We start from the raw sequence: 20,503 nt of genomic DNA, 5'->3' as shown, positions 1-20,503 counted from the left end.
CCGACCGGAGGGGGAACCATGTCCTCAGACCTTGTCACGTCGATTCCGGCGAACATCCCCAACACCCAGCGCATCGACATCTGCACCAAAGACACCAAGAAGGTCCGCTCCTATTCCGGGCACGTGCACATCGACAGCATGGAGAATCCGGGGACCGAGAACCACCTGTTCTACTGGTTCTTCGAGAGCCAGACCTGCAACCCCAACGTCGCGGTCCACGAACAGCAGGAGCTGATCAGCCGGACGCCGTTGCTGATCTGGCTCAACGGCGGCCCCGGCGCCTCCTCGCTGCTGGGGCTGTTCCTGGAGAACGGGCCGCTGTCCATCGGAGACGATGCCGCCGGGACGATATCGGTGAGCTCCAACACCTGGAACCAGGAGGCGCACGTCGTCTTCTGGGACCAGCCCATCGGCACCGGATACAGCTACTCCGACGCCGAGGAGTACGTCCACGACGAGAGCACCCTCAGCCGGATGTTCTGGAAGGGCCTGCAAAAGTTCTTCAGCGCACACCCGGAATACGCGCAATGCCCGTTGTACGTCTGCGGTGAGAGCTACGCCGGCAAGTACGTGCCGGCGATCGCTCTGGAGATCGACGAGCAGAACCGCCGGACGGTAGCCGGACGGCACCTCAACCTGCAGGGGATCGCCGTCGGCAACGGCTGGATCAAGCCCGAGCTGTCGCTCCGCGTCATGTTCGACTACGTCTACACGACCGGGTTCCTCGGCATCGGCCAGAAAGACGCCCTGGACAACTCCTATACCGCTTTCCAGGCCGCCCTCGAAGCGGGCGACAGGGAAAGGGCCACCAATCTCGGCAACGACCTGGTGGCCACGACCCTGGCATACGGAGGGAACTTCGACCTCTACGACGTGCGGCGCTGGGACGATCTGCCCATGGGGGCGCTGCGCGCTACCTGGACAGCAAGGACGTGAAGAAGTCCCTGCACGTCCCCACGGACGTCACCTGGCGGAGCGACGACGACAACGGCCCGGTGGCCACAGCGCTGGTGAACGACAACATGGCGGATTGCTCCGGGCTCTACACCGAAATCATCGACAAGGACTACAAGACCCTGCTCTACACCGGGAACTTCGACACCGCCTGCGGGTACCGGAGCACCGAGGAGATCCTGGACGACCTGATGAAGCGGAAAGGCGAGCACGAGCACGCGGAGTGGCGCAACGCTCCCCGGCTGATATGGACGCAGGCGCAGGGGAACCCGAAGGGACACGTCCGCCGCCACAGGAACCTGACGCAGGTCAGCGTGCCTGACTCCGGACACCAGGTACCGGCGTTCCAGCCGCGGATCTGCCGGGAGATGCTCTACAACTGGCTCTTCGACCGTCCCTTCCCCGGCTACGACCCGCAGCAGCCGCTCAAGCAGCGCAACGGCAACGTCGGCCTGCGAAGGGGATGAACGCACCCGCACTGGCCGCCCGGGAACCGTCCCGGGCGGCCACGGTCCAGGCGGCTTCTCCTGCGGCCCTCGTGCGGAAGACCGACCCAACTGACCGACCGTATCCGGACCTTCGCCCAGCTTTGACACACCCCAGGCGGCCGAGCTGGAACGCCGGGATCTCATCCACCGGCTCCAGCGCGCGGGCGAACGCGGTGCCCGTCGTCTTCGTCGGCGGCCGGCGCAGCCGCTCCAGCTCCGAGTACCGCCTGACCTCCGTCGTTGTCAGCGTGGCCACCAGGTCCCCGGGCAGTGCCGGGTCCGCCCGGCGGGCGGCCTTCGCGACCGTGGCGTGCAGCCGCTTCTCCGCGACAACCCCTGGCCTCGGCCACCTGCCGGGCCAGCAAGCTCACCCCCGGGCAGCAGCACCCGGTGACGGCGCAGCCGGCCCACCGCCAGGTTGAACAAGGCCACCGGCCCCTCGGCATGCGTTCACGCCCTCCATGCAGGAACGTACGGAACTGCCGGCCCCACTCGGCGTCCTCGTACGGGTGGTAGCCGTACGCGTCGCGGTCGCCTCGCGCAGACGGTCGATGGTGGCTGTCAGGTCGTCCTGTGCGCCTCGGAATGCGCGCGAGGCGCATGTGGTCGAGAACCACCTCGATCGCACGTCGGAGGCGAGGAAGCAGGCCGCGGCGGGCGATCGGGGCGAGCCGGCCGTCTGCCAGCCACCCTGAGAGTCTGTGGATCTGAGCGGCGGATGCCGCTGACGTCGGCGGTCCCCGGGGCTCGGTTTCCACCGGTCGAGGTACGGGAGGTCGCCGACCGCGTGGTCGCGCTCGCGACGGGTACGACTGCGGATCATCGGGGCGCTGCTGTGACACTTGCCGCGCTCCGGGCGCCGGGCGCGCGTGGTGGGCTCGGCCCCGGCCACCGGTGTATGCGCCATGGGCGCGGTTGCAGCGGGCGGGAGCACTCGGGGGGCGCAGAGGATCGGCCGGGGGCGGCCGCCCGCCTGGACACCATCGTCGCCGAGGTGGTGCTGCGGATGCCGGGTTCCGGCTTGTCCCGCTCTGGTCGGAAACTGCAAGGGCAGGTGAGCACGGACACTCCCCATGGACCGGCTGGGCTGGCTATGTTGTTCGTGCCGCGGTTACGGGAAACCGGTGTGAATCCGGTGCGGTCCCGCCACTGTGACCAGGGAGCTCCCCTGCATCCGTGTCACTGCGCCCAGGGCGTGGGAAGGCGTGGGGGAGCGGTGAGCTGGAAGCCAGGAGACCGGCCGTGGTGCAAGCCCGTTGGTTCCACGAGGATGGAGACAGGGTCCACCATGTTCGGTCCTGCCCGGGCGCGCCTCGCGCTGCCCAGTTCACTTGCACATTCCCCCGCACCTCAGACCGGTCGGCAGATCGACCGGCGCGCGTTCCTGCACGGGCTGGCGGTCGCCTCGTCCGGTCTCGTCCTCGGCGGTGGTCTGACCGCGTGCACCTCCGGACAGTCCTCGCCCACCGGTGCGGGGGAGCCCCGGCGCGGGGGCCGACTGCGCGCGGTGGTCTCGGGTGCCAGCTCCAGCGATGACACGCTGCACCCCTTTGTCGCCGGGTCGTGGGGCGCTGGCATCGTGATGAAGAACCTCTTCGACAAGCTGTGCGCGTACAAGGACGATCTCACCGTCACCAACCGGCTCGCGGAGTCGATCGAACCGAACTCCGACGGCTCGCTGTGGACCGTCAGGCTCCGGGACGGCGTCGAGTGGCACGACGGCAAGCCGCTGTCGGCCGACGACCTGATGTACTCCGTCAGGTATCTGCTCGACCCGAAGTCCTCCTTCACGGGTGCCAAGGACCTCGCGATGGTGGACGTCGACGGGCTGCGCAAGGTGGACCGGCGCACCGTGGCCGTTCCGATGCGCCGGCCCATCGCCGACCTGCCCTCGTTGCTCGCGGGCTGGTACGTCTACGTCATCCAGGACGGCACGACTGCGTTCGACAACGACCATCCGCCGGTCGGCACCGGCCCGTTCCGGTTCGACCGGTGGAGCCCGGGGGACCGGGTACGGCTGACCCGGAACGACTCCTACTGGGAGAGCGGCCGCCCCTACCTCGACGAGCTGGAGATCATCTTCATCACCAAGGCCGACACCCGGCTCAACGCGCTGCTCGGCGGCGACGCCGATGTCGCGCACGAGCTGGCCTGGGCGCAGGCCGCGGCTCAGGAGCGGACGGGCCGGGTCCAGGTCGTGACGTCGCCGGTCGGCCGTATGCAGAGCTTCAACATGATGGTCGACCAGAAGCCGTTTACCGACCCGCATGTGCGTGAGGCCCTGAAGCTGGCGGTGGACCGCCAGGAGATCGTGGACACGGCGTACTCCGGCTACGCCGACGTGGGCAACGACCTGTACGGGTTGGGCGCTCCGCTCTACAACGACGATCTGCCGCAGCGCCGCTACGACCCGGACAAGGCGAAGTCGCTGCTGCGTAAGGCCGGCAAGGAAAGGCTGACCGTCACCCTGCACACCTCTGATGTCACCCCCGGCATGCTGGAGGCCGCGACCCTCTACGCCGAGCAGGCCAAGCGCGCGGGAATCACCATCAAGCTGGAGAAGTCACCGGCCGACTCGTACTGGTCGGAGGTGTGGGCCAAGAAGCCCTTCGCGCAGAGCGGCTGGGGCAACTACGCGCTCGACTGGTTCTACGGGCAGACGTTGCTGTCCACCTCGGACAGCAACGAGACCGGCTGGCGCCGCCGGGACTGGGACAAGCGGTTCTTCGCCGCGCGCGCCACCATGGATCCCGGCCTGCGGGCGCAGCGCTACGCCGATCTGCAGCAGGAGCTGTGGCAGGACGGCGGGTACATCATCCACTCGTTCGTGAAGTGGATCGACGGTGCACACCACAAGGTCGGCGGCGTCCGCGGCGCCCCGCCGGCTTCCGACGGCTGGGGCAGCTACCGCGATGTCTGGCTCGGCGCGTGACCGGCCATGCGCACCCGTTGCTCACCGCGTGCACCCGTCGGCTGCTGGCCGCGGCGGGGGTGACGGGCGCCGCCACGGTGCTGGTGTTCGCCGGGACGGAACTGCTCCCCGGCGACGCGGCCGAGGTGATCCTGGCCCGGTCGGCTGGTGGGGCGGGCGGTACGCCGGAGCAGATCGCCGCGCTGCGCGCGGAGCTCGGCCTGGACCGGCCCTGGGCCCAGCGGTACGTCGACTGGCTGGCCGGGATCGTCGACGGCGACCTGGGGCGCTCCCTGGTCAGCGGACGCCCGGTGACCGACATCGTCGCCCAGCGGCTGGGCAACACGCTGCTGCTGGCCGGGCTGGCGGCGGTGCTGCTGGTGCCGGTCGCGATCGGACTCGGGGTGTGGTCGGGCCTGCGGCAGGGCCGGTTCGCGGACCGCGTCACCTCGGCGGTGGCGATCGGGCTGCAGTCGCTGCCCGAGTTCGTCGCGGCGACCGGCCTGATCGCGGTGTTCGCGCTCGGTTGGAAGCTGCTGCCGCCGGTGTCGCTGATACCGGACGGCACAAGCCCGCTCGCCCGTCCGGAGACCCTCGTCCTGCCGGTGGCCAGCCTGCTCACGGTGATGGCGGGGCAGTCGATCCGGATGGTCCGCGCCCGTACCGGCGAGGTGGTGCGGGCCGAGTACGTACGCATGGCCAGGCTGCACGGCATCCCCGAACGGCGCCTGGTGCGACGGTACGTGGTGCCGAGCGCGGTCACCCCCGCGCTGCAGCTGCTGGCCGGCAGCATCTCCTGGCTGATCGGCGGAGTGGTCGTCGTCGAGCAGGTCTTCGCCTACCCCGGCATCAGCCATGAGTTGGTCGCGGCCGTCTCCAGCCGGGATGTGCCCGTCGTCCAGGCGCTGGCCACGGCGATGGCGGCGTGCGGCATCCTCGTCTACACGGTCGCGGACCTGCTGGCGATCGTCCTGGTGCCGAAGCTGCGGACCGGGGGACACTGATGCGGACGACCCGGCGAACACTGCGGACTCTGCGAAGACTGCAGAATCTGCGGAGACTTGGCCCGGCGGGCGTTCTCGGCGCGCTGGTGACCTGCACGGTACTGGGAGTTGCCGCACTGGGGCCGCTGCTGGCCCCGTACGGTGGCACCGAGCCGGTGGGCGGCGCGTTCGCCGCGCCACAGGCCGGTATGTGGCTGGGGACGGACCACCTCGGACGGGACGTGCTCAGCCGGGTGCTGACCGGTGGTACGAGCATGCTGCTGCTGTCGGCAGCGGCGCTGAGCCTGGCGTATCTGATCGGTGGCGGCCTGGGGTTGATCGCCGCGCTGGGCCGGGGCTTGTTGGACGCGGTGCTGATCCGCCCGCTGGACGTGCTGATCGCGCTGCCGCCTTTCCTGGTGCTCGCGGTGCTGGCTACGGGGACAGGGCGCGGCACGCTGGTCGTGATCGTCGCCGCCGCCGTGGCCAACATCCCCAGCGTCGCGCGCGTCGTGCGGGCCGCGGCCTGGGAGGTGTCGGTGCGCGGCTGGGTGGAGGCGGCCGTCGCGCGCGGGGAACGCCGGGTGACGATCGCCCGTCGTGAGGTGCTGCCCCACATCGCGACCCCGCTGCTGGCCGATATCGGCGTACGGGCCACGGCGGTCATCGGCCTGGTCGGCACCGCGAACTTTCTCGGCCTTGGCCTGCAGCCGCCGCTCGCCGACTGGGCGTTGATGATCGCGGAGAACCGGTCGGGTCTGATGCTGCAGCCCTGGGCGGTGCTGGTGCCCGCCGGGTGCATTGCCGTCCTGGCCATCGGGATCAACGTCACCGCCGACGCCGTCGTACATGCGAGGAGCCGCCATGCGTGACACTCCCGACATGCTTGCCGAGGTCAGCGGGCTGCGCGTCGAAGCACCCGCAGGAGCGGTGCTCGACGGCGTCGGCCTCACGGTCTTCCCAGGCGAACTGCTCGGTGTCGTGGGTGAGTCGGGCTCCGGCAAGACCACCCTCGCACTCGCCCTGCTGGGTGCCTCCCCTCCCGGTACCCGCATCACCGGCGGCCGGGTCACGGTCGCCGAGGCCGCCATGCTGCAGGGCACCGAGGCCCAGCGGCGCCGGCTGCGCGGCGACCTGGTGGCATACGTGCCGCAGGACTCCGCGCTTGCGCTCAACCCCGCCATGCGCATCGGGGACCAGATCGCCGAGGTGGCCCGCGCCCATCCCGGTCCCACGCCCCCCGACGAGCTGGGGATCCGTGCGATGCAGCGCGCGGGTCTGCCGTCCGAGCGGCCGTTCCTGCGCCGCTGGCCGCACCAGATCTCCGGGGGCCAGCAGCAGCGGGTGACGCTCGCTCAGGCGCTGGTCAACGAGCCACGGCTGCTCGTGCTCGACGAGCCGACCACCGGACTCGACGCCGACACCCGCAGCGCGCTCCTGGCCCAGCTCCGGCAGCTGAGGGAGGACACCGGCTGCGGCATGGTGTACATCACCCACGACATCGCGGCCGTCACCACCATCGCCGACCGGCTCGCCGTGCTCTACGCGGGCAAGGTGGTGGAGACCGGGCCCACCGGCGAGCTCCTGAAGCGGCCCCGGCACCCTTATACGGCGGCTCTGCTGGCCGCGGTGCCTGCCCCGGCGCTCGGCCGCCGGCCCGTGGGACTGCCGGGCGGCGTCCCGCCGGTCGGTGCGCGCCAGACCAGCGGATGCGGCTTCGCGCCACGGTGCGCGCTCGCCGAGCCCGGGTGCAGGGGGGCTGCGCCCACCGAGGTGGCGCTCGCCGAGCGTCACCTGGTCGCGTGCCACCGGCACGACGTGGCCGTCACCGCACCGCCGCATGCCGAACCAATTCCACGGCGTCGGGAAGCGCCGGACCCGGAGGCGCACAGCGTGCTCACCGTCGACGGCCTGCATGCCGTACACCGCGGACGGCGGCACACCGTGGTCACTGCAGCGGGGGTGTCGTTCACCCTCGCCGCCGGGGAGTGCCTCGCACTCGTCGGCTCCTCCGGCTCCGGCAAGAGCACCATCGCCCGCTGCCTGGCAGGACTGCACCGACCGGAAGCGGGCGAGATCCGGCTCGGTACTGCCCTGCTCGCCGCGCGGGCACGCAAACGCAGCCGGGAGCAGCGGCGGGCCATCCAGCTCGTCCCGCAGAACCCGGCGGACTCCCTTGACCCCTCCCGCACAGTGGGAGAGCAGGTGGCCCGACCCGCCACACTGCTCCGTGGACTGAGTACCCGTGACGCCGGCGCGGCCGCGCTGGACATCCTGGACCGGGTGCGCCTGCCCGCGGTCGTCGCTCCCCGGCTGCCGGGCGAGCTGTCCGGCGGAGAACGTCAGCGGGTCGCCATCGCCCGCGCCTTGGTGGCCCGGCCCGAGCTGCTCATCTGTGATGAGATCACGTCCGCCCTCGATGTCTCGGTCCAGGCGGCCGTACTGGAGCTGCTGGCCGAGCTCCAGCGTGACCTCGGTCTGGCGATGCTGTTCATCAGCCACGACCTCGATGTCGTCGGCACGGTCGCGGACCGGGGCGCGGTGCTCGCCAAGGGCACGGTGAACGAGCTCGTGGCGTATCCCAAGCCAGCCCCTTCCCACAGTGCTGACAAGCGGCTCCGCCGCGTAGCGGGGCTTCGCCCCGGATCCCGTACACCTACTGACTTCGGCTCGTCAGGGTGATGTTGGGAGGTCGAGGGTGAGGCCGGTTCCGGCCATGAAACCCGTCGAGGACGTCGGACCGGTACTGGAGGCGTTTGAGCCGGTTGCGGACGAGCGCCTCCAGGCGGTCGGGGACGACGACGGCGAGGGTGGCCAGGCTGTGCTTTACGTGCGCCCACGCCCAATCCACCGGATTCAACCGAGGTGAGTATGCGGGCAGCAGAAACGCCGTCAGCCACTGGCGCTCGGCGATCAGGTGCCGCATCCTCCGGGAGATACGGGTGTTGAGCCGGTCCCACACCAGCACGATGGGAGCCTTGAGCAGCTGGTGGACGCCGTCCAGGAGCGCGATGTAATCGCGCTCACCCATGCTGTATGAAAAGGCAGTATTCCGACCTTGCGCTATTCGCCTGGGGACGATCACACACGAGTACGTTCGCGACCGCGCCCTCGAAGGTCACGAGTCCGCCCGCAAGCGGGGCAAGCCGATCGGCGGCGCCGGTCCGCACCCGCACCACGGCCGGTGCGGGGGCCTTGCCGGTGCTGCCCGACGCGGCTCCCACGATGGCCCGGCGGCCGGATTCCCGAGCCATCGTGGAAGACCACGAACACAGCGGGCCAGGGGCACAGTTCACGCCCCCGCCCCGCCCGGAGCGGCGGATCAGCCCGGCGTCACCGCTCCCTGCGGCACTCCGAACCACTCCTCCAGCGCCTCCGCCAGCCCGGCCGTCGACGTCGGCGCCCCCGCGTCGGCCGCCCAGGCTGTGAAGCCATCCGGACGGACGAGGACCGCCGCCAGTTCCGGGCGGGACGGGCAGCCGGCCGTCAGGGTGTCGACGCGGCCGCCGTACCCCGCGGCGAAGGCCCGGAGCTCCGGGTCGTCGGTGAGGTCGAGCAGAAGCGCCCGGCCGCCGTGGAGGTGGTCCGCGAGGCGGCCGCCATCGGTGAGTTCGAGGTCCGGGGCGCTGCGGCCGGTCAGCGGGTGCTCGCCCGGCAGCTCGTACCGCACCCCGGCACCGTTGAGCCGCGCGGTGAGGTACGTGGTGCCCACGACCGTCCCCGCCAGGTCGCTGACGATCTCACGCAGGGCCCGGGACTGCGGGTCCGGGCGCATGGCCGCGACCTGGGACCGGGTCCAGTCCAGGACCCACGCGCCGACCGGGTGCCGCTCGGAGGTGTACGTGTCCAGCAGCCCTTCCGGCGCCCGGCCGCCGATCACCGCGGCGAGCTTCCAGCCGAGGTTCATCGCGTCCCCGATACCCAGGCTCAGCCCCTGGCTCCCGAACGCGGAGTGCACGTGCGCCGCGTCGCCCGCCAGCAGCACCCGGCCCTTGCGGTACTCGGTGACCTGGCGGGCGTGGTCGGTGAAGCGGGTCGCGGTCCGCACCCCGGTGATCGTGACGTCCACGCCGGATACGCGGCGCAGCCGCGCCTGAAGGTCCTCGGTGGTGACCGGCGCGTCCCGGTCGGCCGGCGGGCCGTCGAACTCCACGGTGACGACGCGGCCCGGCATCGGCCCGTGGGCGTACACCCCGGTATCCGTGGCGGTCCAGCCGACCGTGAGGTCCTCGGCGCCGGTCATCTCCACGACCGCCTGGTGACAGGTGATCTCCGGGTCCGTACCGGGAAATTCGAACCCCGCGAGCTTGCGGACCGTGCTGCGGCCGCCGTCGCAGCCCACGAGCCAGCCGGCGCGTATCTCCCCGCCGCTCGTCCGCACGGTGACGGCCCCGTCGTCCGCGTCGAAGCCGGTCAGCTCCACTCCCCGGCGCACGTCGACGCCGAGCTCGTCCGCCCGTCCACCGAGCAGCCGCTCGATGTCCTGCTGCGCCACCAGACCGATCTCGGCGGCGGGTCCGGCGTCGCCGAAGCCTGGCTCCGTACGGTCGACCAGGTCGGCGCGCAGCATGATCCCGGCGAAGTGCCCGACGAACCCGAGCCCTTGGCCTGCAGCCCCGCCTCCGTCCCCGCCGTTCCGCTCGCGCATGAACGCCTGGAAGCGGTCCATCGCCTGCCGCTGCACCTCGGCCAGCACGGGCAGCATGCCCCGGCGGTAGAGCGCCTCGGCGCTGGGCGTGGTGATCGCCCCGCCCTTGATCGTCGGGTCCACTTCGGCGAGCCGCTCCAGGACGGCCACCCGCGCACCTCCGAGCCGGAGCTCGCAGGCCAGCATCAGTCCGACCGGGCCGCCTCCGGCCACTACTACGTCATAGTCCATGACGCCCACTATGACCGAGGGTCAAAAAGGCGCTTTCACCGCCCTGACCAGCCACAACAGGCGCCGCGATGTCAAGGGACCGGCCCCGCGAGGAGGAACGGGAAGCGGGCCGTCCGCGCTCCTCCTCGGCTACCTCACCCGGCCCCGCCGGCCACCTGCACGGGAGAAGCGCCCGGCGGCCACCGCCAAGCGGCGCCGGTATGGGCATCGCTTGACGGAGCCGCAGGACGCGGTGTCCGAGGGGATGCGATCACCGGTCAGCACCTGGCCGTCATCCCGCTCAAGCAGGCCGCCAGCGGCCTGCCAGCCGACGAAACACAGCAACGGCCGCAGACACTTCCCTCCGGCCAGGAAATCCCCCACCAGGCCAGGCACCTCACCCACAGCGCACCACCAGCCACATCAGCACGGGCCTTTAGGGGTATCAGCAGAATTCCGAGAACCGTACAGGGGCAGCTCGGGAAAGTGTGGGCCGCTTCCTGACAGGATGGCCCCGTCGCAGCCGCTTGATGCTGCGGGCGGCCGCCATCTCGCGTGCGGTCAGGGCCTGATGGCCTGGATCCCACTCAGAGATGTCGATTCGGGGCATCTCGCACTCGTCGAGGAGATTCTTACCCCTGGGTCCAGTTCCAGATCTCCTGCCCGTCGAGGAGCCGGTCGCGATCGGCGTAGAAGAACTCGGCCACGCCGCCCGGGCCCCGATTGGCCTGGGTGGTGGTTCCGACGGCGTCGTATCACGTCGTGGGAGCCGCCCAGCCGTCGCTCTTCCGCCCGTCCCACGCCTCCTCCCAGGCGTTGAGGGGCACGCCGCGCACCCGCATGCACGGCCGAATGCGATGACGGACTGGCGGGTGGGCCGACCGGTCTGCCCGCTGAGCAGCCGTCCGACGGTGGGGTGGGCCAGAACCCCGCCGCTGTTGTCCTCCAGCTCCTGGTAGGGCCGCGAGCCGTCCTTGCGGGGGAGGCGAAGGCGGAGGCAACGTCAAGGCGAAGGAAGCGGTGGACCTGTTCAACGCCATCGCCACGGCGTTGGGCGCAAAGACGGTGAAGATGCCGACTCTGTCGGACTTCATGAAACTGACCGGGCGCGGGCCCATCTGACGATCCGGGTCCGCAGAAGGCGCTCTCAGGCGAGCAGGGCGTCCAGCAGACCACTGGTCCCGAAGCGCAGTACGTCGGCCACCGGGAGACTGGTCTCCTGTGGCCGCGTCGATCGCCTTCTACGCCGCGTCCTCTTCCAGGCCTGTGGCGTTGAGCGAAGTACCGGCGACCCTGCTGGACGTGGTGGGGTGCAGCCAGATTGCGACCGTCTCGTTCATCCACCAGCTCGCTCGATGTGTCCGTTGAGGAAGTCACGACCTCGCTGCGTATCACGCCGCCGCTCGACCTGGCCGACGGCACCCTGCTGGTCGCCGTCGGTCCCGGTGCCGACGGCCGCGTCGGGGGCGAGGCCGAGGGCGGCCCCGGTTCCCTCATCGTCACCCCAGGCAGACCGGGGTGTAGAGGGTCATGATGCAGACGCCGGTGGGGCTGGACGGGGCAGCCGTCGCCTTCGCGGTGACGTGCGGGGCGAGCGGCACGGCCGTCGCCGACCCGGCCGCAAGAGCAAAGGCCAAGGCAGCACCAACTGTGAACGTTCGCAGAATGCCCTTCTTCGGCCCGTCCATCTGTGTGTTCGCATGCATGGGGATACCGTGCCCACCGCTGCGACGCATGCCAGCCTGAGCGCAGCGCACGCGGCAGCCGCCGACAGGCGCGTCACACGCCCGTGACCAGGGACGGGCCCTCCCGGAGTCCCGCCGCGACTCATACGAAGATCATCCGAACGGGCGATTCGGTCGACGGCCCTACGGCACGTTTCTGGCGTATCCGGGAGCCGGTCATACTTATGCCGGGGTAAGTGAACCGTTGTTCCCCTGTCGGGGGCATTGCCGAGCACCGGCCAATCCTTCAGCAGCGGGATGCTCTGACCTGGGCGCTGAACCTGCTACGCCGGTCGTGATCTCAACGCTTCGTCTCATGGAGTACTTCAGCGCAGACGGGAGTCCGGGGGTGTGCAGGCGGTGCCCTGAGCAGGGCGTGCTGTTCGTGTTTTGGCGCTCACCGGTTGCGGCCGTGTGCGGGTGGCCGCGGCGGGGCGGGTCTGGTTGTCACGCCCCGGCCGGGCAGCGTAACCATGTTGCATCTACTGGAGACGAGAGCCAGGGAGCGCTGATGATCTCTACGAGGACGCTGCGGCTGGGTGCCGTGACGGCGGCTGCCGTGCTGCTGGCGGGGGCCTGCGCCGCCGACGGCGACGGGGCCGCGGACAACAAACAGGACGCAGGCGGTGCGGCGAACGCCTCCGCGACGCACAAGGCCATGGAGCCGGTGCCGACCAAACCGGAGGACTGGAAGGACGTGGCCCAGGCGCTGGGCCGGAAGGGCAAGCTGTCGGGCGGCACCGCGTACCGGACCGGTTTCCCGCGCAGCGACCTGAAGGTCACCTCCAAGGGCGTCACGGTCAAGGCGGGCCTGTCGCTGGGTTCGTACGCGGCCTTCGCCCGCTACGGCGACGGCACCACCCTGGCCATGGGCGACCTGGTGGTGACCGAGCAGGAGCTGCCCAAAGTCACCGATGCCCTGCAGAAGGCCGGCATCGCCCAGACCGCGGTCCACAAACACCTTCTGGAGCACTCCCCACAGGTGTGGTGGACCCACTTCCACGCCCAGGACAAGGACGCCACCAAGATCGCCCGCGGCCTCCGGGCCGCACTGAACACCACCGCCACACCGCCGCCCGCAGCCCCGTCCGGCGAGAAGCCGGACCTGGACACCAAGGCCATCGACCAGGCCATGGGCACACCGGGCAAGAACGACGGCGGGATCCACAAGTTCTCCTTCGCCCGCGACGAGAAGATCACCGACCACGGCAAGGCGCTCCCGCCCGCCATGGGGGTGACCACCGCGATCGGCTTCCAGGCCACCGGCGACGGGAAAGCTGTGATCAACGGCGACTTCGCCATGACCGCCGATGAGGTCCAGAAAGTGATCAAGGCGCTGCGCGGCGGCGGCATCGACATCGTCGAGCTCCACAACCACGGCCTGAACGACAACCCCCGCCTGTTCTACATGCACTTCTGGGCCCACGACGACGCCGTCGACCTGGCCCGCACCCTGAACAAGGCCGTCGCCCAGACTTCCGTCACCCCCGCCGGCTGACCCACCCCGCCACCTTGGCCGCCCCTGTAGTGAAGGAGTCTTGTCCGTATGCGACCGCGTAATGCCCTGGACTGGGTGGCCTTTGTGCTGCTGCTGATCGGCGCGTTCGCCTGGGGCGCGTTCGTCACCGACGTCAACGTCCTGGACCGCGCCCTGGAGCCGATCGCCGACCCGCTCGACGACGCGGTGTTCGTGCTGATCGCCCTGTCCGGGCTGTACTGGATCGCTCGCGTGGCCGGCCTGGGGCCGCGGGACAGCAGCCCGTGACCGCGCGCGGGGTGGGCGGTCAGTGGGTGCTGCTGAGCTACCGCATCCCCCGCGAGCCCCCACCCCGCGCATCACCATCTGGCGCAAGCTCAAGCGGCTCGGTATCGCCCAGCTCTCCGACGGCCTGGTCGCGCTGCCCGCCGACGCCCGCACCCGCGAGCACCTGGAATGGATCGCGGATGAGGTCCTGGATGCGGGCGGCACCGCCACCGCGTGGCTCGCCCAGCCTGCCAGTGCCGCCCAGGAACGCTCCCTCGCCGAGGGCATGGCCGATGCCCGCGCGGCCGAATACCAGCAGGTGCTCGGCGAGGCTGAGCAGGCCCGCACCGCCGACGAGGCCACCCGCAGGGGGGTGTTGCGCAGGCTGCGCGCCGAGTTGCGCCGTATCCACCGCCGTGACTACTTCCGCCTCAGCGGCGTGCCGCCGAGACCGCCGTGGCCGCCCTGCACCCCGACCACCACAGCGACGATCCCGAGGAGAGTGCCTCCAAAGGAGTGGACCACTTGTGCCGGCATCCACATCGACCGCGCCGCCTGCGCCTGGCTGATCCGCCGCGCGCCCACCTGCTGGGACGCGAACCCGCCTGACCACCAAGACCGGGGCGGCAGAGCCGTCGGCCGAACTGAAGTTCGTTCACTGACTCCTCCTCACCAACGCCGTCGGGGAAGGCTTGTCGGATAGACATGGCTGCATCGCGCCAACCAGGGCCTGGCGGCTTCGCTGTGGGAACGCCGTATCGGTAGTAGTGTGACGCAGGTCACTAAGTCGTCGGGCGCTCCGAGGCAGGCGTGCCCGGCGCCCCAATCCCACTGGTCACAATGGGTGGCCGCACGTCCGCTGTACGTCTACCGGTCAGTAGGAGATGTGTGTGAAGCGCAGCCGTTGCGGCCGATCGAAATCCGTCGCCGGCGACCTCCACGTTTCCCCACCCCGGTTCGCTTAGCTGTTCTTCGAGGCCGTGAAGTCACCCGGCACACAGCTCAGTTGGAGCTCAAGGGGGCCGAGCTCAGTGCCGACCAAGGGAAGGAATCACTCGTGTCCGATCTGCTCATCAGCGTGCTGGTGATAGCCACCGCTGTGCGCGTCTTCGCCCCCGACGCTATGCGTCTGGCAAGGCGGGGGCTCGCGGCAGGTGTCAGGGTGGGGGCCGCCTCGCTGGCCGGCCACCGGCCAACCGTCGGCCCGTCCTGCCAGCACCTTGAGGTAGCGCTCCTCCTGCCGGCCGATGAGGGGGAGGGAGCATGAGCGAGGAACAGGAAAGGCCAGACCGGACGGCGCCGAGCCCAAGCGTGCGCGAGCCACAACGGATCCCCGTGGCCTTCTGGGGATTTCATGACCGCTTCAAGCGGGCCTACCGCCAGTACGCGGAACTTCATCTAGGCGACGAGCGGCTCGCCGGCCGCGTCGTCCACACCGTGTTCCTCAACCTCCTGCAGGGCTGGGCCCGCCTGATGGAAGAGGCCAGCCCCGCCGCCAGCGCCTGGGCACACTTGAAAGAGGCCGTCGACGAAGTCCTCATCGCCCAGGGCCGGGACTCCGCCATGGCGGAGACCGCAGTCTTCCACCGAGTCGCCCGCGCAGTACTGGAGGACGCACGGGACGAATTCGCCGCCATGGAGAGCAGTATCGGGCTGTACCCGGCGATCGCCCGCCTGCCCGGACGACAGTTCGACGTGATGGTGCTGCACTACGTCCTCGACTGCAGTACGGCCAAGACCGCCAGCATCATGGGAATCACCGACGCCACGGTCCGCTCCCACCGCCTCCACGCCCGCAACCGCATCGCTTGCGAACTGGGCCTGCAACCCGACCAGGACTGAGGAGTTCCGCCCATGCAGCCGCCGCGCACCCTGGATGACCTCCTGCACGATGCCTGCGCCTTTCCTGATGACGATCTCGGCTGGGCAGAGGAAAGAGCATCTCGCCGCCAGCTGGAGGAAGACTTCGCCAACGCGGTACGGTGCGGAACTGCCGCGGCTGGCTACCCGCAGCCCGCCACCCTCCCACCGCCTTTCACCACACCGGGACAACCCGCCCCGGCACCACGCCGGGAACGGGCAGCCCGCCAGCTGCGGGCCCTGTCGGCCTGGACCGTCCGCAGCCCCCGTACCTCCCAGCACATCATCAGCCTCGCCACCACGCACCAGATCGACCCCGACAGCGCCATGGCCTTTGCCTGCCTGCTGTACCTGGCCGACCGTGACGAGCTGGCCGAGTTCCTGTGGCAGTTCGCCGCAGGAGCCGACAAGTCTGCCTCTGCCGAATGCCTGCACCTCCTCTACCTCACCCGCGGTGAGCTGCGCCAGGCCCGGCACTGGGCCCGTCAGGCAACCGAGCTGGACTCGGGCGAAGCTGGTCCGTACAACCGGACACCTCCTTCAGCCCGGGACTCAGACCCCGAGCCGCTGACCTCCGTCATGCTCCTGCGTGCCCTGCAGATCCTGCGACGCTGGGGCACCAGCACCACCGAGTGCTGGACCATGGAAACCTTCTACGCGCACGCAGGAACACTCTCCGGGCCCCTGACAGCCGCTGTCCAAGGCCTTACAAGCGTCGACGTAGACGCCTTGCCATGGCCCGATCTCGCCCTCGCAGTACAGCTCCAGGAGTGCCGGACACCTTGAACCTGCGCGAGGAGGCCTACCCCGAGCTGTGCGATCTTCGGCCGAGAATCGTGGACGCCGGACGAGAGGGGTGGCTGGGCGAGTTGGAGAAGCTTCACACCAGTTTCCCCGGGGGCCGAGGGCAAGCTCTCCCAGCTCGGCGCCGAGGCAGCCCGCCCACCGGCCCGAGCTGCTGCATGCGCACTCCTTCGCGCGTTGCGTCCTCGACAGTGACGGGAATCGTTTGAATCTCGCCAGTGATACTCCTCGCGCCACTCACTGGTCTTGAACCGTGTGGGGGAGGTGGCGAGCAAGAGCACGTGTGAGGGGGTGTGCAGGCGGGACGCTGCCGGTCTGGGTTAGACCAGGGTGGAGATGCAGAACGGGTGGCCTGCGGGGTCTAGCAGGACCCGCCACCGGTCGGGGTCCGGCTGGAATCCGGGTCTGACGGCCCCCAGGGTGAGCAGACGGGCTTGGGCGGCGTCCAAGTCGTCGACGCCCAGTTCTATGTGGGCCTGCTTCCCCTGGGAAGGGTCCGGCCAGGTGGGACGGCGGTAGTCGGTGAGCCGGTTGAATCCCAGTCCGGCCGCGCCGTTCCGGCCGAGGAGGACGAAGTCGTCTGTGGAGAAGGCGACGGGCAGGCCGAGGGCCTCGCCGTAGAAGCGGGCCAGCTCGGCGGGGTCCGGGCAGTCGAATGTGACTGCCGAGTAGCGGAATGTGGATGCTGACGTGACTTCATGGCTCATGGGCAGGACAGTATTGAGGAAATAGGACGGAGCCGGCCCTAGATATGGGATCTGATCAGCACGTTTGCCCGCCTGCTGCGATTGGTCTCCGGGTTTCGGCTGTCTGCTTTCGGAGGGGCCACCGACCGTCCGCCCCGGGATCGGTGACGGTCAACTGTCGTTGTCCGCACAGTAGATGCGAAGCATGTTGTTGATGCCGTCGACGGTGTCGGAGATGGCGATGCTGTCGATCCAGAGGTGTCCGATATGGGCGGTCCGATAGGCGATCAGGGATCGCATGGTCGGTGCGCCGGTCTTGTGGTTGTGCCAGATCGCGGTGGCGAGGGCGAGGATGCGCTAGGCGACGCGGACGGCGACGCCCTCGAATCTGCGTCCGCCGTGCTGCTCCAGGTCCAACTGTCCCTTCAACGTGCCGTTGACCGATTCGATCAGCTGGCGTACCGACTTCAGCAGCCCCTTGCCCCTGCGCTTCTTTTCCCGTTTGAACGACGGCCGCAGCAGCTCGGCGCCCCGCAGGGCGAGGTCGTTCTCGAATTCCTTGGAGGGGAAGCCCCCTGTCGCTGATGACGAGCAAGCCGGACCGGTCGGCGACGAGTCCGGCCTCGACGTCGAGCGCGGCCTGCAGGACTCCGCGCTCGTCCATCTTCGGGTTGGCCAGGGACCACAGGATCGGCATCCCGGCCGGGGTGCAGACCAGATACAGGCGCAAGCCCCGGAAGTAGCGGGAGCGGGAGGCGCAGTACCGGTATCCGGCCCAGCCGGCCAGTTCCTACCGCTTCACCGTGGGCCGCGACATGCCGCACGGCACCGGCGTGGAGTCGACGATCCAGTGATTGTCGGACCAGAAGTCCGTGTCGGCGGCGAGCATCCGTATCGCCCTCTTGACCAGCGGCAACGCAGCCCGCAGCCGCTTGTTGTACCCGGACCGCTGGGGCAGATACGGGAATATCGGCGTCAGGTTCTTCGAGGCGACCGCAGCCAGCGGGCCTCAGAGCTGAAGCCCAGCATCGCTTGCGCCACTGCCAGTCACACCAGTTCGGAGTCGGTCGATTGCGGGGGCCTGCCCGGCCATCGGTCACTCCCGATCTCGTCGTCGATCTTCACGTACAGTGCCGTCAGCAGAGTGTCCAGATCATTTGTCACAGAACGATCTCGGCCGTCCTTTCCTCATTGCCGGACGCATATGATCTAACGGCACCGATGGCGACGTTCGGCGTCTCGGCCAGCGGCGGGCAGCGCATGATCAGCGGCTTGGGTCTCCAGCAGACGACGCGGGCAGCAGGTGTGTTGGGCTGTCCGGGCTGCTGGCGGTGTGCGTGCTGTGCATTGTGGCGTGAGGATGGGCCTGCCGCGCGTAGGCGGTCTGGAGCCCCAGATGTTCTCTTGCCCGGAGGATTGCCGTGGAAGCACAGCCGGTGTCGCTTGAGGATGAAGTGCGGCTGTTGGAAATGCTGGGGCCGCGGCTCACCGGCTCCGTGGCGCACCGTGCCCTGGTCGAGGACGTCGCTGCGAAGCTCACCGGCATGGGCTTGGCAGTCCGTCGCGACACCCGGCGGTTCACCCGGTGGGAGGTACCCGGCGATGCGGGCCGTGTGCGGCTGGAGGTCGCGGGCCGGGAACTGCGGGTCGCCTCGGCCTACCCGTACTCCGGTACCACTGGACCGGCCGGGATCTCCCGTCCGTTGCGTCATCTCGCCGGGATCCGGCCGGACTGGAAGCGGGCACGGAACGCCATCGCGGTCATCGAGGTTCCCCACGTTGCGGTCTGCTCGGACATCTTGTTCGGTTCCTGGGGCGAAGGCCCGGACCTGCCACCCCTGCTCCATCCGGTGTTGTCCGCTTCGCTGTTCGGACCCAGCCTCAAGGCGGCCCGTAAAGCTGGGGTCTCTGGCGTGATCGCGGTGTGGAAAGGCATGTCCGCGGAGAACGCGCGGGGCCAGTACGTGCCGTTCACTCTGCCCGATCAGAACATCCCCGCGCTGTGGGTGGCAGGTGATGCCGGCGAGCATGTGGTGCGGGCCGCGCGCTCCGGCGCGCAGGCGACTCTCGTCCTGGACGCCGAACTGACGCCCGGCTGTGAGACAGACACGATCTGGGCCGTTGCCGAGGGCGAGACCCGGGACGAGACGATTCTCGTCATCACCCATAGCGACGGTACGAACGCCGTCGAGGAGAACGGGCACATCGCTCTTCTGGCCCTGGCCGAGGTGACCGTCCGCCGTCGCCCCCGCCGTACGGTCGTCTTCGTCATGACCACCGGGCACTTGCGCATCCCGGCCATGACCGGGAAGGGGCAGGCGACCACGGCATGGATGGCCGCCCACCCCGAGCTGTGGGCCGGTGCCCCCGGCCAGGCCCGCGCGGTCGCCGGGCTGGCCATGGAACACCTCGGCGCTCGCGAGCACCGCGACGACCCGCACACCGGAACCTGCCAGGACACAGGCCGGTTGGAACCAGAACTGCTGTACGCCACGACGCGCGAGCTCCGCGAGATCGTCGCGGCCGAATGGTCCGGTGCCACTCCCGGCGCGGTCCAGATCGCAGCCCCCGGACCCCTGATCCATTTCGGCGAGGGCGAGCCCCTCTACGACCAAGGCATCCCGGGCGTCGCACTCGTCACCTCCCCGCAATACCTCCTGGCCGAACGCACCGGCGATCTGGTGGACCTCGGCGCTATGCACCGCCAGATCGACAGCTTCCAACGACTACTGCACCGCTTCGACACCCTGCCGCCCACGGGATTCGGCACCATCCGCAAACCCTCGAAAGCACGCAAGGCCGCGGCAGCCATCCGAGTCCTCAAAGCGGTACTCACCGCGAAGCGCCGCCAGTGACAGAGACAGAGACAGACCACAGCCGTCCGCCCTGAGCGGAACCCTTGTCAACCGAACCTCAACACGCCGTCACATTCGAAAATCACTCGTCTCAGGGATTCCAGGCGGCTTGGACGCCCTGGCCGCCGACTTCCGTCAACTCACCGAACGCGGCTTGCTGCGCGCCGACGACCCGCACACCGCAGCCGACCACTTCGCCGGTCTCGCCCTGTGGACACCCGTGAACCAGGCCCTCCTCGTCGCCGACACCCCACCCCCTGAACCCGCGGGACATCAGAGCCCGTGCCACCGCGGCCACCCGCGCCTTCCTCGCCGCATACCGTTGAGCCCTCCACCCGCAGAGCCCCGGCACTGAAGACCATCAACTCATCCACAACTCTTGGCAATTGTTCCGTCCGGCACCGTCGGTGTAGGCGGCGGACAGCTCTGCCTCACGTAGGTGGCATCGCCGTAGTGCTGCTCATCCAGCGGCTTGCGCTCAGTGCGGTCCGTCCACTGGAGCAGTTCGGGGTAGGCCGGGGCCAGGTTTCATCAGGATTTCATCGACCGCCGTTACGGTCTCCCGGTGACCTTGGCCGACCGCATACCGCGTCGGAAGGCACGCCTGGAAGTCCGATGAAGATCTTGAAAACGCGG

18 protein-coding genes, 3 pseudogenes and 1 riboswitch are annotated in these 20,503 nt (G+C 69.6%); of the genes and pseudogenes, 14 read left to right on the top strand and 7 right to left on the bottom strand.

The features are described 5' to 3' along the window. Positions 1–18: 18 nt before the first annotated feature. The gene (locus tag K9S39_RS41895; protein WP_283112118.1) at positions 19–936 is read left to right on the top strand and encodes a S10 family serine carboxypeptidase-like protein; all 918 of its coding nucleotides are present in this window, start codon (positions 19–21) and stop codon (positions 934–936) included. Next, positions 933–1,421, top strand: a complete 489-nt coding sequence (locus tag K9S39_RS41890; protein WP_283112117.1) for a S10 family serine carboxypeptidase-like protein — start codon at positions 933–935, stop codon at positions 1,419–1,421. Before K9S39_RS41895 ends, K9S39_RS41890 begins: the two co-directional genes overlap by 4 nt. Before the next feature lie 133 nt (positions 1,422–1,554). Here the strand turns inward: K9S39_RS41890 and K9S39_RS42645 are convergent. After that, positions 1,555–1,972 (bottom strand): annotated as a pseudogene (locus K9S39_RS42645) (DUF4158 domain-containing protein); the annotation flags it as partial. Positions 1,973–2,533: 561 nt separating this feature from the next. Next, positions 2,534–2,701, top strand: a riboswitch (cobalamin riboswitch). Between the two features lie 29 nt (positions 2,702–2,730). Here K9S39_RS42645 and K9S39_RS01240 point away from each other — a divergent pair. The 4 genes from K9S39_RS01240 to K9S39_RS01225 all read left to right on the top strand — a co-directional run bounded on the left by K9S39_RS01240 (position 2,731) and on the right by K9S39_RS01225 (position 8,018). After that, positions 2,731–4,374 carry an ABC transporter substrate-binding protein gene (locus tag K9S39_RS01240; RefSeq protein ID WP_248861463.1) on the top strand — a complete coding sequence of 548 codons (1,644 nt, stop codon included), beginning with the start codon at positions 2,731–2,733 and terminating at the stop codon, positions 4,372–4,374. Further along, a complete protein-coding gene (locus K9S39_RS01235) occupies positions 4,371–5,357 on the top strand; it encodes an ABC transporter permease (protein ID WP_248861462.1) in 987 nt (328 codons plus the stop codon). Before K9S39_RS01240 ends, K9S39_RS01235 begins: the two co-directional genes overlap by 4 nt. 86 nt (positions 5,358–5,443) lie before the next feature. After that, complete coding sequence (locus K9S39_RS01230; RefSeq protein ID WP_248861461.1) at positions 5,444–6,208, top strand: ABC transporter permease; 765 nt, start codon at positions 5,444–5,446, stop codon at positions 6,206–6,208. Next, positions 6,201–8,018, top strand: coding sequence for an ABC transporter ATP-binding protein (locus K9S39_RS01225; RefSeq protein ID WP_248861460.1), 1,818 nt, complete (start codon positions 6,201–6,203; stop codon positions 8,016–8,018). Before K9S39_RS01230 ends, K9S39_RS01225 begins: the two co-directional genes overlap by 8 nt. Here K9S39_RS01225 and K9S39_RS01220 read toward each other — a convergent pair. The 3 genes and pseudogenes from K9S39_RS01220 to K9S39_RS01210 all read right to left on the bottom strand — a co-directional run. Beyond that, positions 8,010–8,370: pseudogene (locus K9S39_RS01220) on the bottom strand (transposase); the annotation flags it as partial. The gene K9S39_RS01225 and the pseudogene K9S39_RS01220 sit on opposite strands and share 9 nt — an antisense overlap. Positions 8,371–8,658: 288 nt before the next feature. Then, entirely contained in the window at positions 8,659–10,215 is a 1,557-nt protein-coding gene (locus K9S39_RS01215) for an FAD-dependent monooxygenase (protein ID WP_248861458.1), read from the bottom strand. Between the two features lie 1,478 nt (positions 10,216–11,693). Continuing rightward, positions 11,694–11,900: a hypothetical protein gene (locus K9S39_RS01210; RefSeq protein ID WP_248861457.1), complete on the bottom strand. Its 207-nt coding sequence runs from the start codon at positions 11,898–11,900 to the stop codon at positions 11,694–11,696. A gap of 529 nt (positions 11,901–12,429) precedes the next feature. On the opposite strand from K9S39_RS01210, the gene K9S39_RS01205 reads away from it, so the two are divergent. The 6 genes from K9S39_RS01205 (at position 12,430) to K9S39_RS01180 (ending at position 16,308) form a co-directional block, all read left to right on the top strand. Further along, positions 12,430–13,416: a DUF1259 domain-containing protein gene (locus K9S39_RS01205; protein ID WP_248861456.1), complete on the top strand. Its 987-nt coding sequence runs from the start codon at positions 12,430–12,432 to the stop codon at positions 13,414–13,416. A 48-nt stretch (positions 13,417–13,464) separates the two neighbouring features. Next, the gene (locus tag K9S39_RS01200; protein WP_248861454.1) at positions 13,465–13,683 is read left to right on the top strand and encodes a DUF378 domain-containing protein; all 219 of its coding nucleotides are present in this window, start codon (positions 13,465–13,467) and stop codon (positions 13,681–13,683) included. A 22-nt stretch (positions 13,684–13,705) separates the two neighbouring features. Beyond that, positions 13,706–14,365, top strand: coding sequence for a chromate resistance protein (locus tag K9S39_RS01195; RefSeq protein WP_248861452.1), 660 nt, complete (start codon positions 13,706–13,708; stop codon positions 14,363–14,365). A gap of 354 nt (positions 14,366–14,719) precedes the next feature. Then, positions 14,720–14,929, top strand: coding sequence for a hypothetical protein (locus tag K9S39_RS01190; protein ID WP_248861451.1), 210 nt, complete (start codon positions 14,720–14,722; stop codon positions 14,927–14,929). Then, a complete protein-coding gene (locus K9S39_RS01185) occupies positions 14,926–15,504 on the top strand; it encodes a sigma-70 family RNA polymerase sigma factor (RefSeq protein ID WP_248861449.1) in 579 nt (192 codons plus the stop codon). Before K9S39_RS01190 ends, K9S39_RS01185 begins: the two co-directional genes overlap by 4 nt. Positions 15,505–15,516: 12 nt before the next feature. After that, a complete protein-coding gene (locus tag K9S39_RS01180) occupies positions 15,517–16,308 on the top strand; it encodes a hypothetical protein (RefSeq protein ID WP_248861448.1) in 792 nt (263 codons plus the stop codon). A 338-nt stretch (positions 16,309–16,646) separates the two neighbouring features. Here K9S39_RS01180 and K9S39_RS01175 read toward each other — a convergent pair whose 3' ends face one another. The 3 genes and pseudogenes from K9S39_RS01175 to K9S39_RS01170 all read right to left on the bottom strand — a co-directional run. Then, entirely contained in the window at positions 16,647–17,033 is a 387-nt protein-coding gene (locus K9S39_RS01175) for a VOC family protein (RefSeq protein WP_248861447.1), read from the bottom strand. Between the two features lie 150 nt (positions 17,034–17,183). Then, a complete protein-coding gene (locus K9S39_RS41885) occupies positions 17,184–17,312 on the bottom strand; it encodes a hypothetical protein (protein WP_283113623.1) in 129 nt (42 codons plus the stop codon). After that, positions 17,292–18,176: pseudogene (locus K9S39_RS01170) on the bottom strand (IS982 family transposase); the annotation flags it as partial. The pseudogene K9S39_RS01170 and the gene K9S39_RS41885, both read right to left, overlap by 21 nt. Positions 18,177–18,448: 272 nt before the next feature. Between K9S39_RS01170 and K9S39_RS01165 the strand changes: the two are divergent. Both K9S39_RS01165 and K9S39_RS01160 read left to right on the top strand, forming a co-directional pair. Beyond that, positions 18,449–19,867 carry a hypothetical protein gene (locus K9S39_RS01165; protein WP_248861446.1) on the top strand — a complete coding sequence of 473 codons (1,419 nt, stop codon included), beginning with the start codon at positions 18,449–18,451 and terminating at the stop codon, positions 19,865–19,867. A 109-nt stretch (positions 19,868–19,976) separates the two neighbouring features. Continuing rightward, positions 19,977–20,222: a TetR/AcrR family transcriptional regulator C-terminal domain-containing protein gene (locus tag K9S39_RS01160; RefSeq protein ID WP_248861445.1), complete on the top strand. Its 246-nt coding sequence runs from the start codon at positions 19,977–19,979 to the stop codon at positions 20,220–20,222. Positions 20,223–20,503 lie beyond the last annotated feature (281 nt).

Origin of the sequence: Streptomyces halobius (assembly GCF_023277745.1) — a bacterium.
Lineage (GTDB): Bacteria > Actinomycetota > Actinomycetes > Streptomycetales > Streptomycetaceae > Streptomyces > Streptomyces halobius.
Note: the sequence above shows the minus strand (reverse complement) of the source record. Positions and strands in the feature narration are given on the sequence as shown.

Excerpts from the sequence above, each read along its gene's own strand:
- K9S39_RS01240 (WP_248861463.1), top strand. The coding sequence starts at position 2,731 with ATGTTCGGTCCTGCCCGGGCGCGCCTCGCGCTGCCCAGTTCACTTGCA.
- K9S39_RS01215 (WP_248861458.1), bottom strand. The coding sequence starts at position 10,215 with ATGGACTATGACGTAGTAGTGGCCGGAGGCGGCCCGGTCGGACTGATG.
- K9S39_RS41885 (WP_283113623.1), bottom strand. The coding sequence starts at position 17,312 with ATGCGATCCCTGATCGCCTATCGGACCGCCCATATCGGACACCTCTGG.
- K9S39_RS01200 (WP_248861454.1), top strand. The coding sequence starts at position 13,465 with ATGCGACCGCGTAATGCCCTGGACTGGGTGGCCTTTGTGCTGCTGCTG.
- K9S39_RS01175 (WP_248861447.1), bottom strand. The coding sequence starts at position 17,033 with ATGAGCCATGAAGTCACGTCAGCATCCACATTCCGCTACTCGGCAGTC.
- K9S39_RS01210 (WP_248861457.1), bottom strand. The coding sequence starts at position 11,900 with ATGCATGCGAACACACAGATGGACGGGCCGAAGAAGGGCATTCTGCGA.
- K9S39_RS01180 (WP_248861448.1), top strand. The coding sequence starts at position 15,517 with ATGCAGCCGCCGCGCACCCTGGATGACCTCCTGCACGATGCCTGCGCC.
- K9S39_RS01225 (WP_248861460.1), top strand. The coding sequence starts at position 6,201 with ATGCGTGACACTCCCGACATGCTTGCCGAGGTCAGCGGGCTGCGCGTC.
- K9S39_RS01185 (WP_248861449.1), top strand. The coding sequence starts at position 14,926 with ATGAGCGAGGAACAGGAAAGGCCAGACCGGACGGCGCCGAGCCCAAGC.
- K9S39_RS01205 (WP_248861456.1), top strand. The coding sequence starts at position 12,430 with ATGATCTCTACGAGGACGCTGCGGCTGGGTGCCGTGACGGCGGCTGCC.
- K9S39_RS41895 (WP_283112118.1), top strand. The coding sequence starts at position 19 with ATGTCCTCAGACCTTGTCACGTCGATTCCGGCGAACATCCCCAACACC.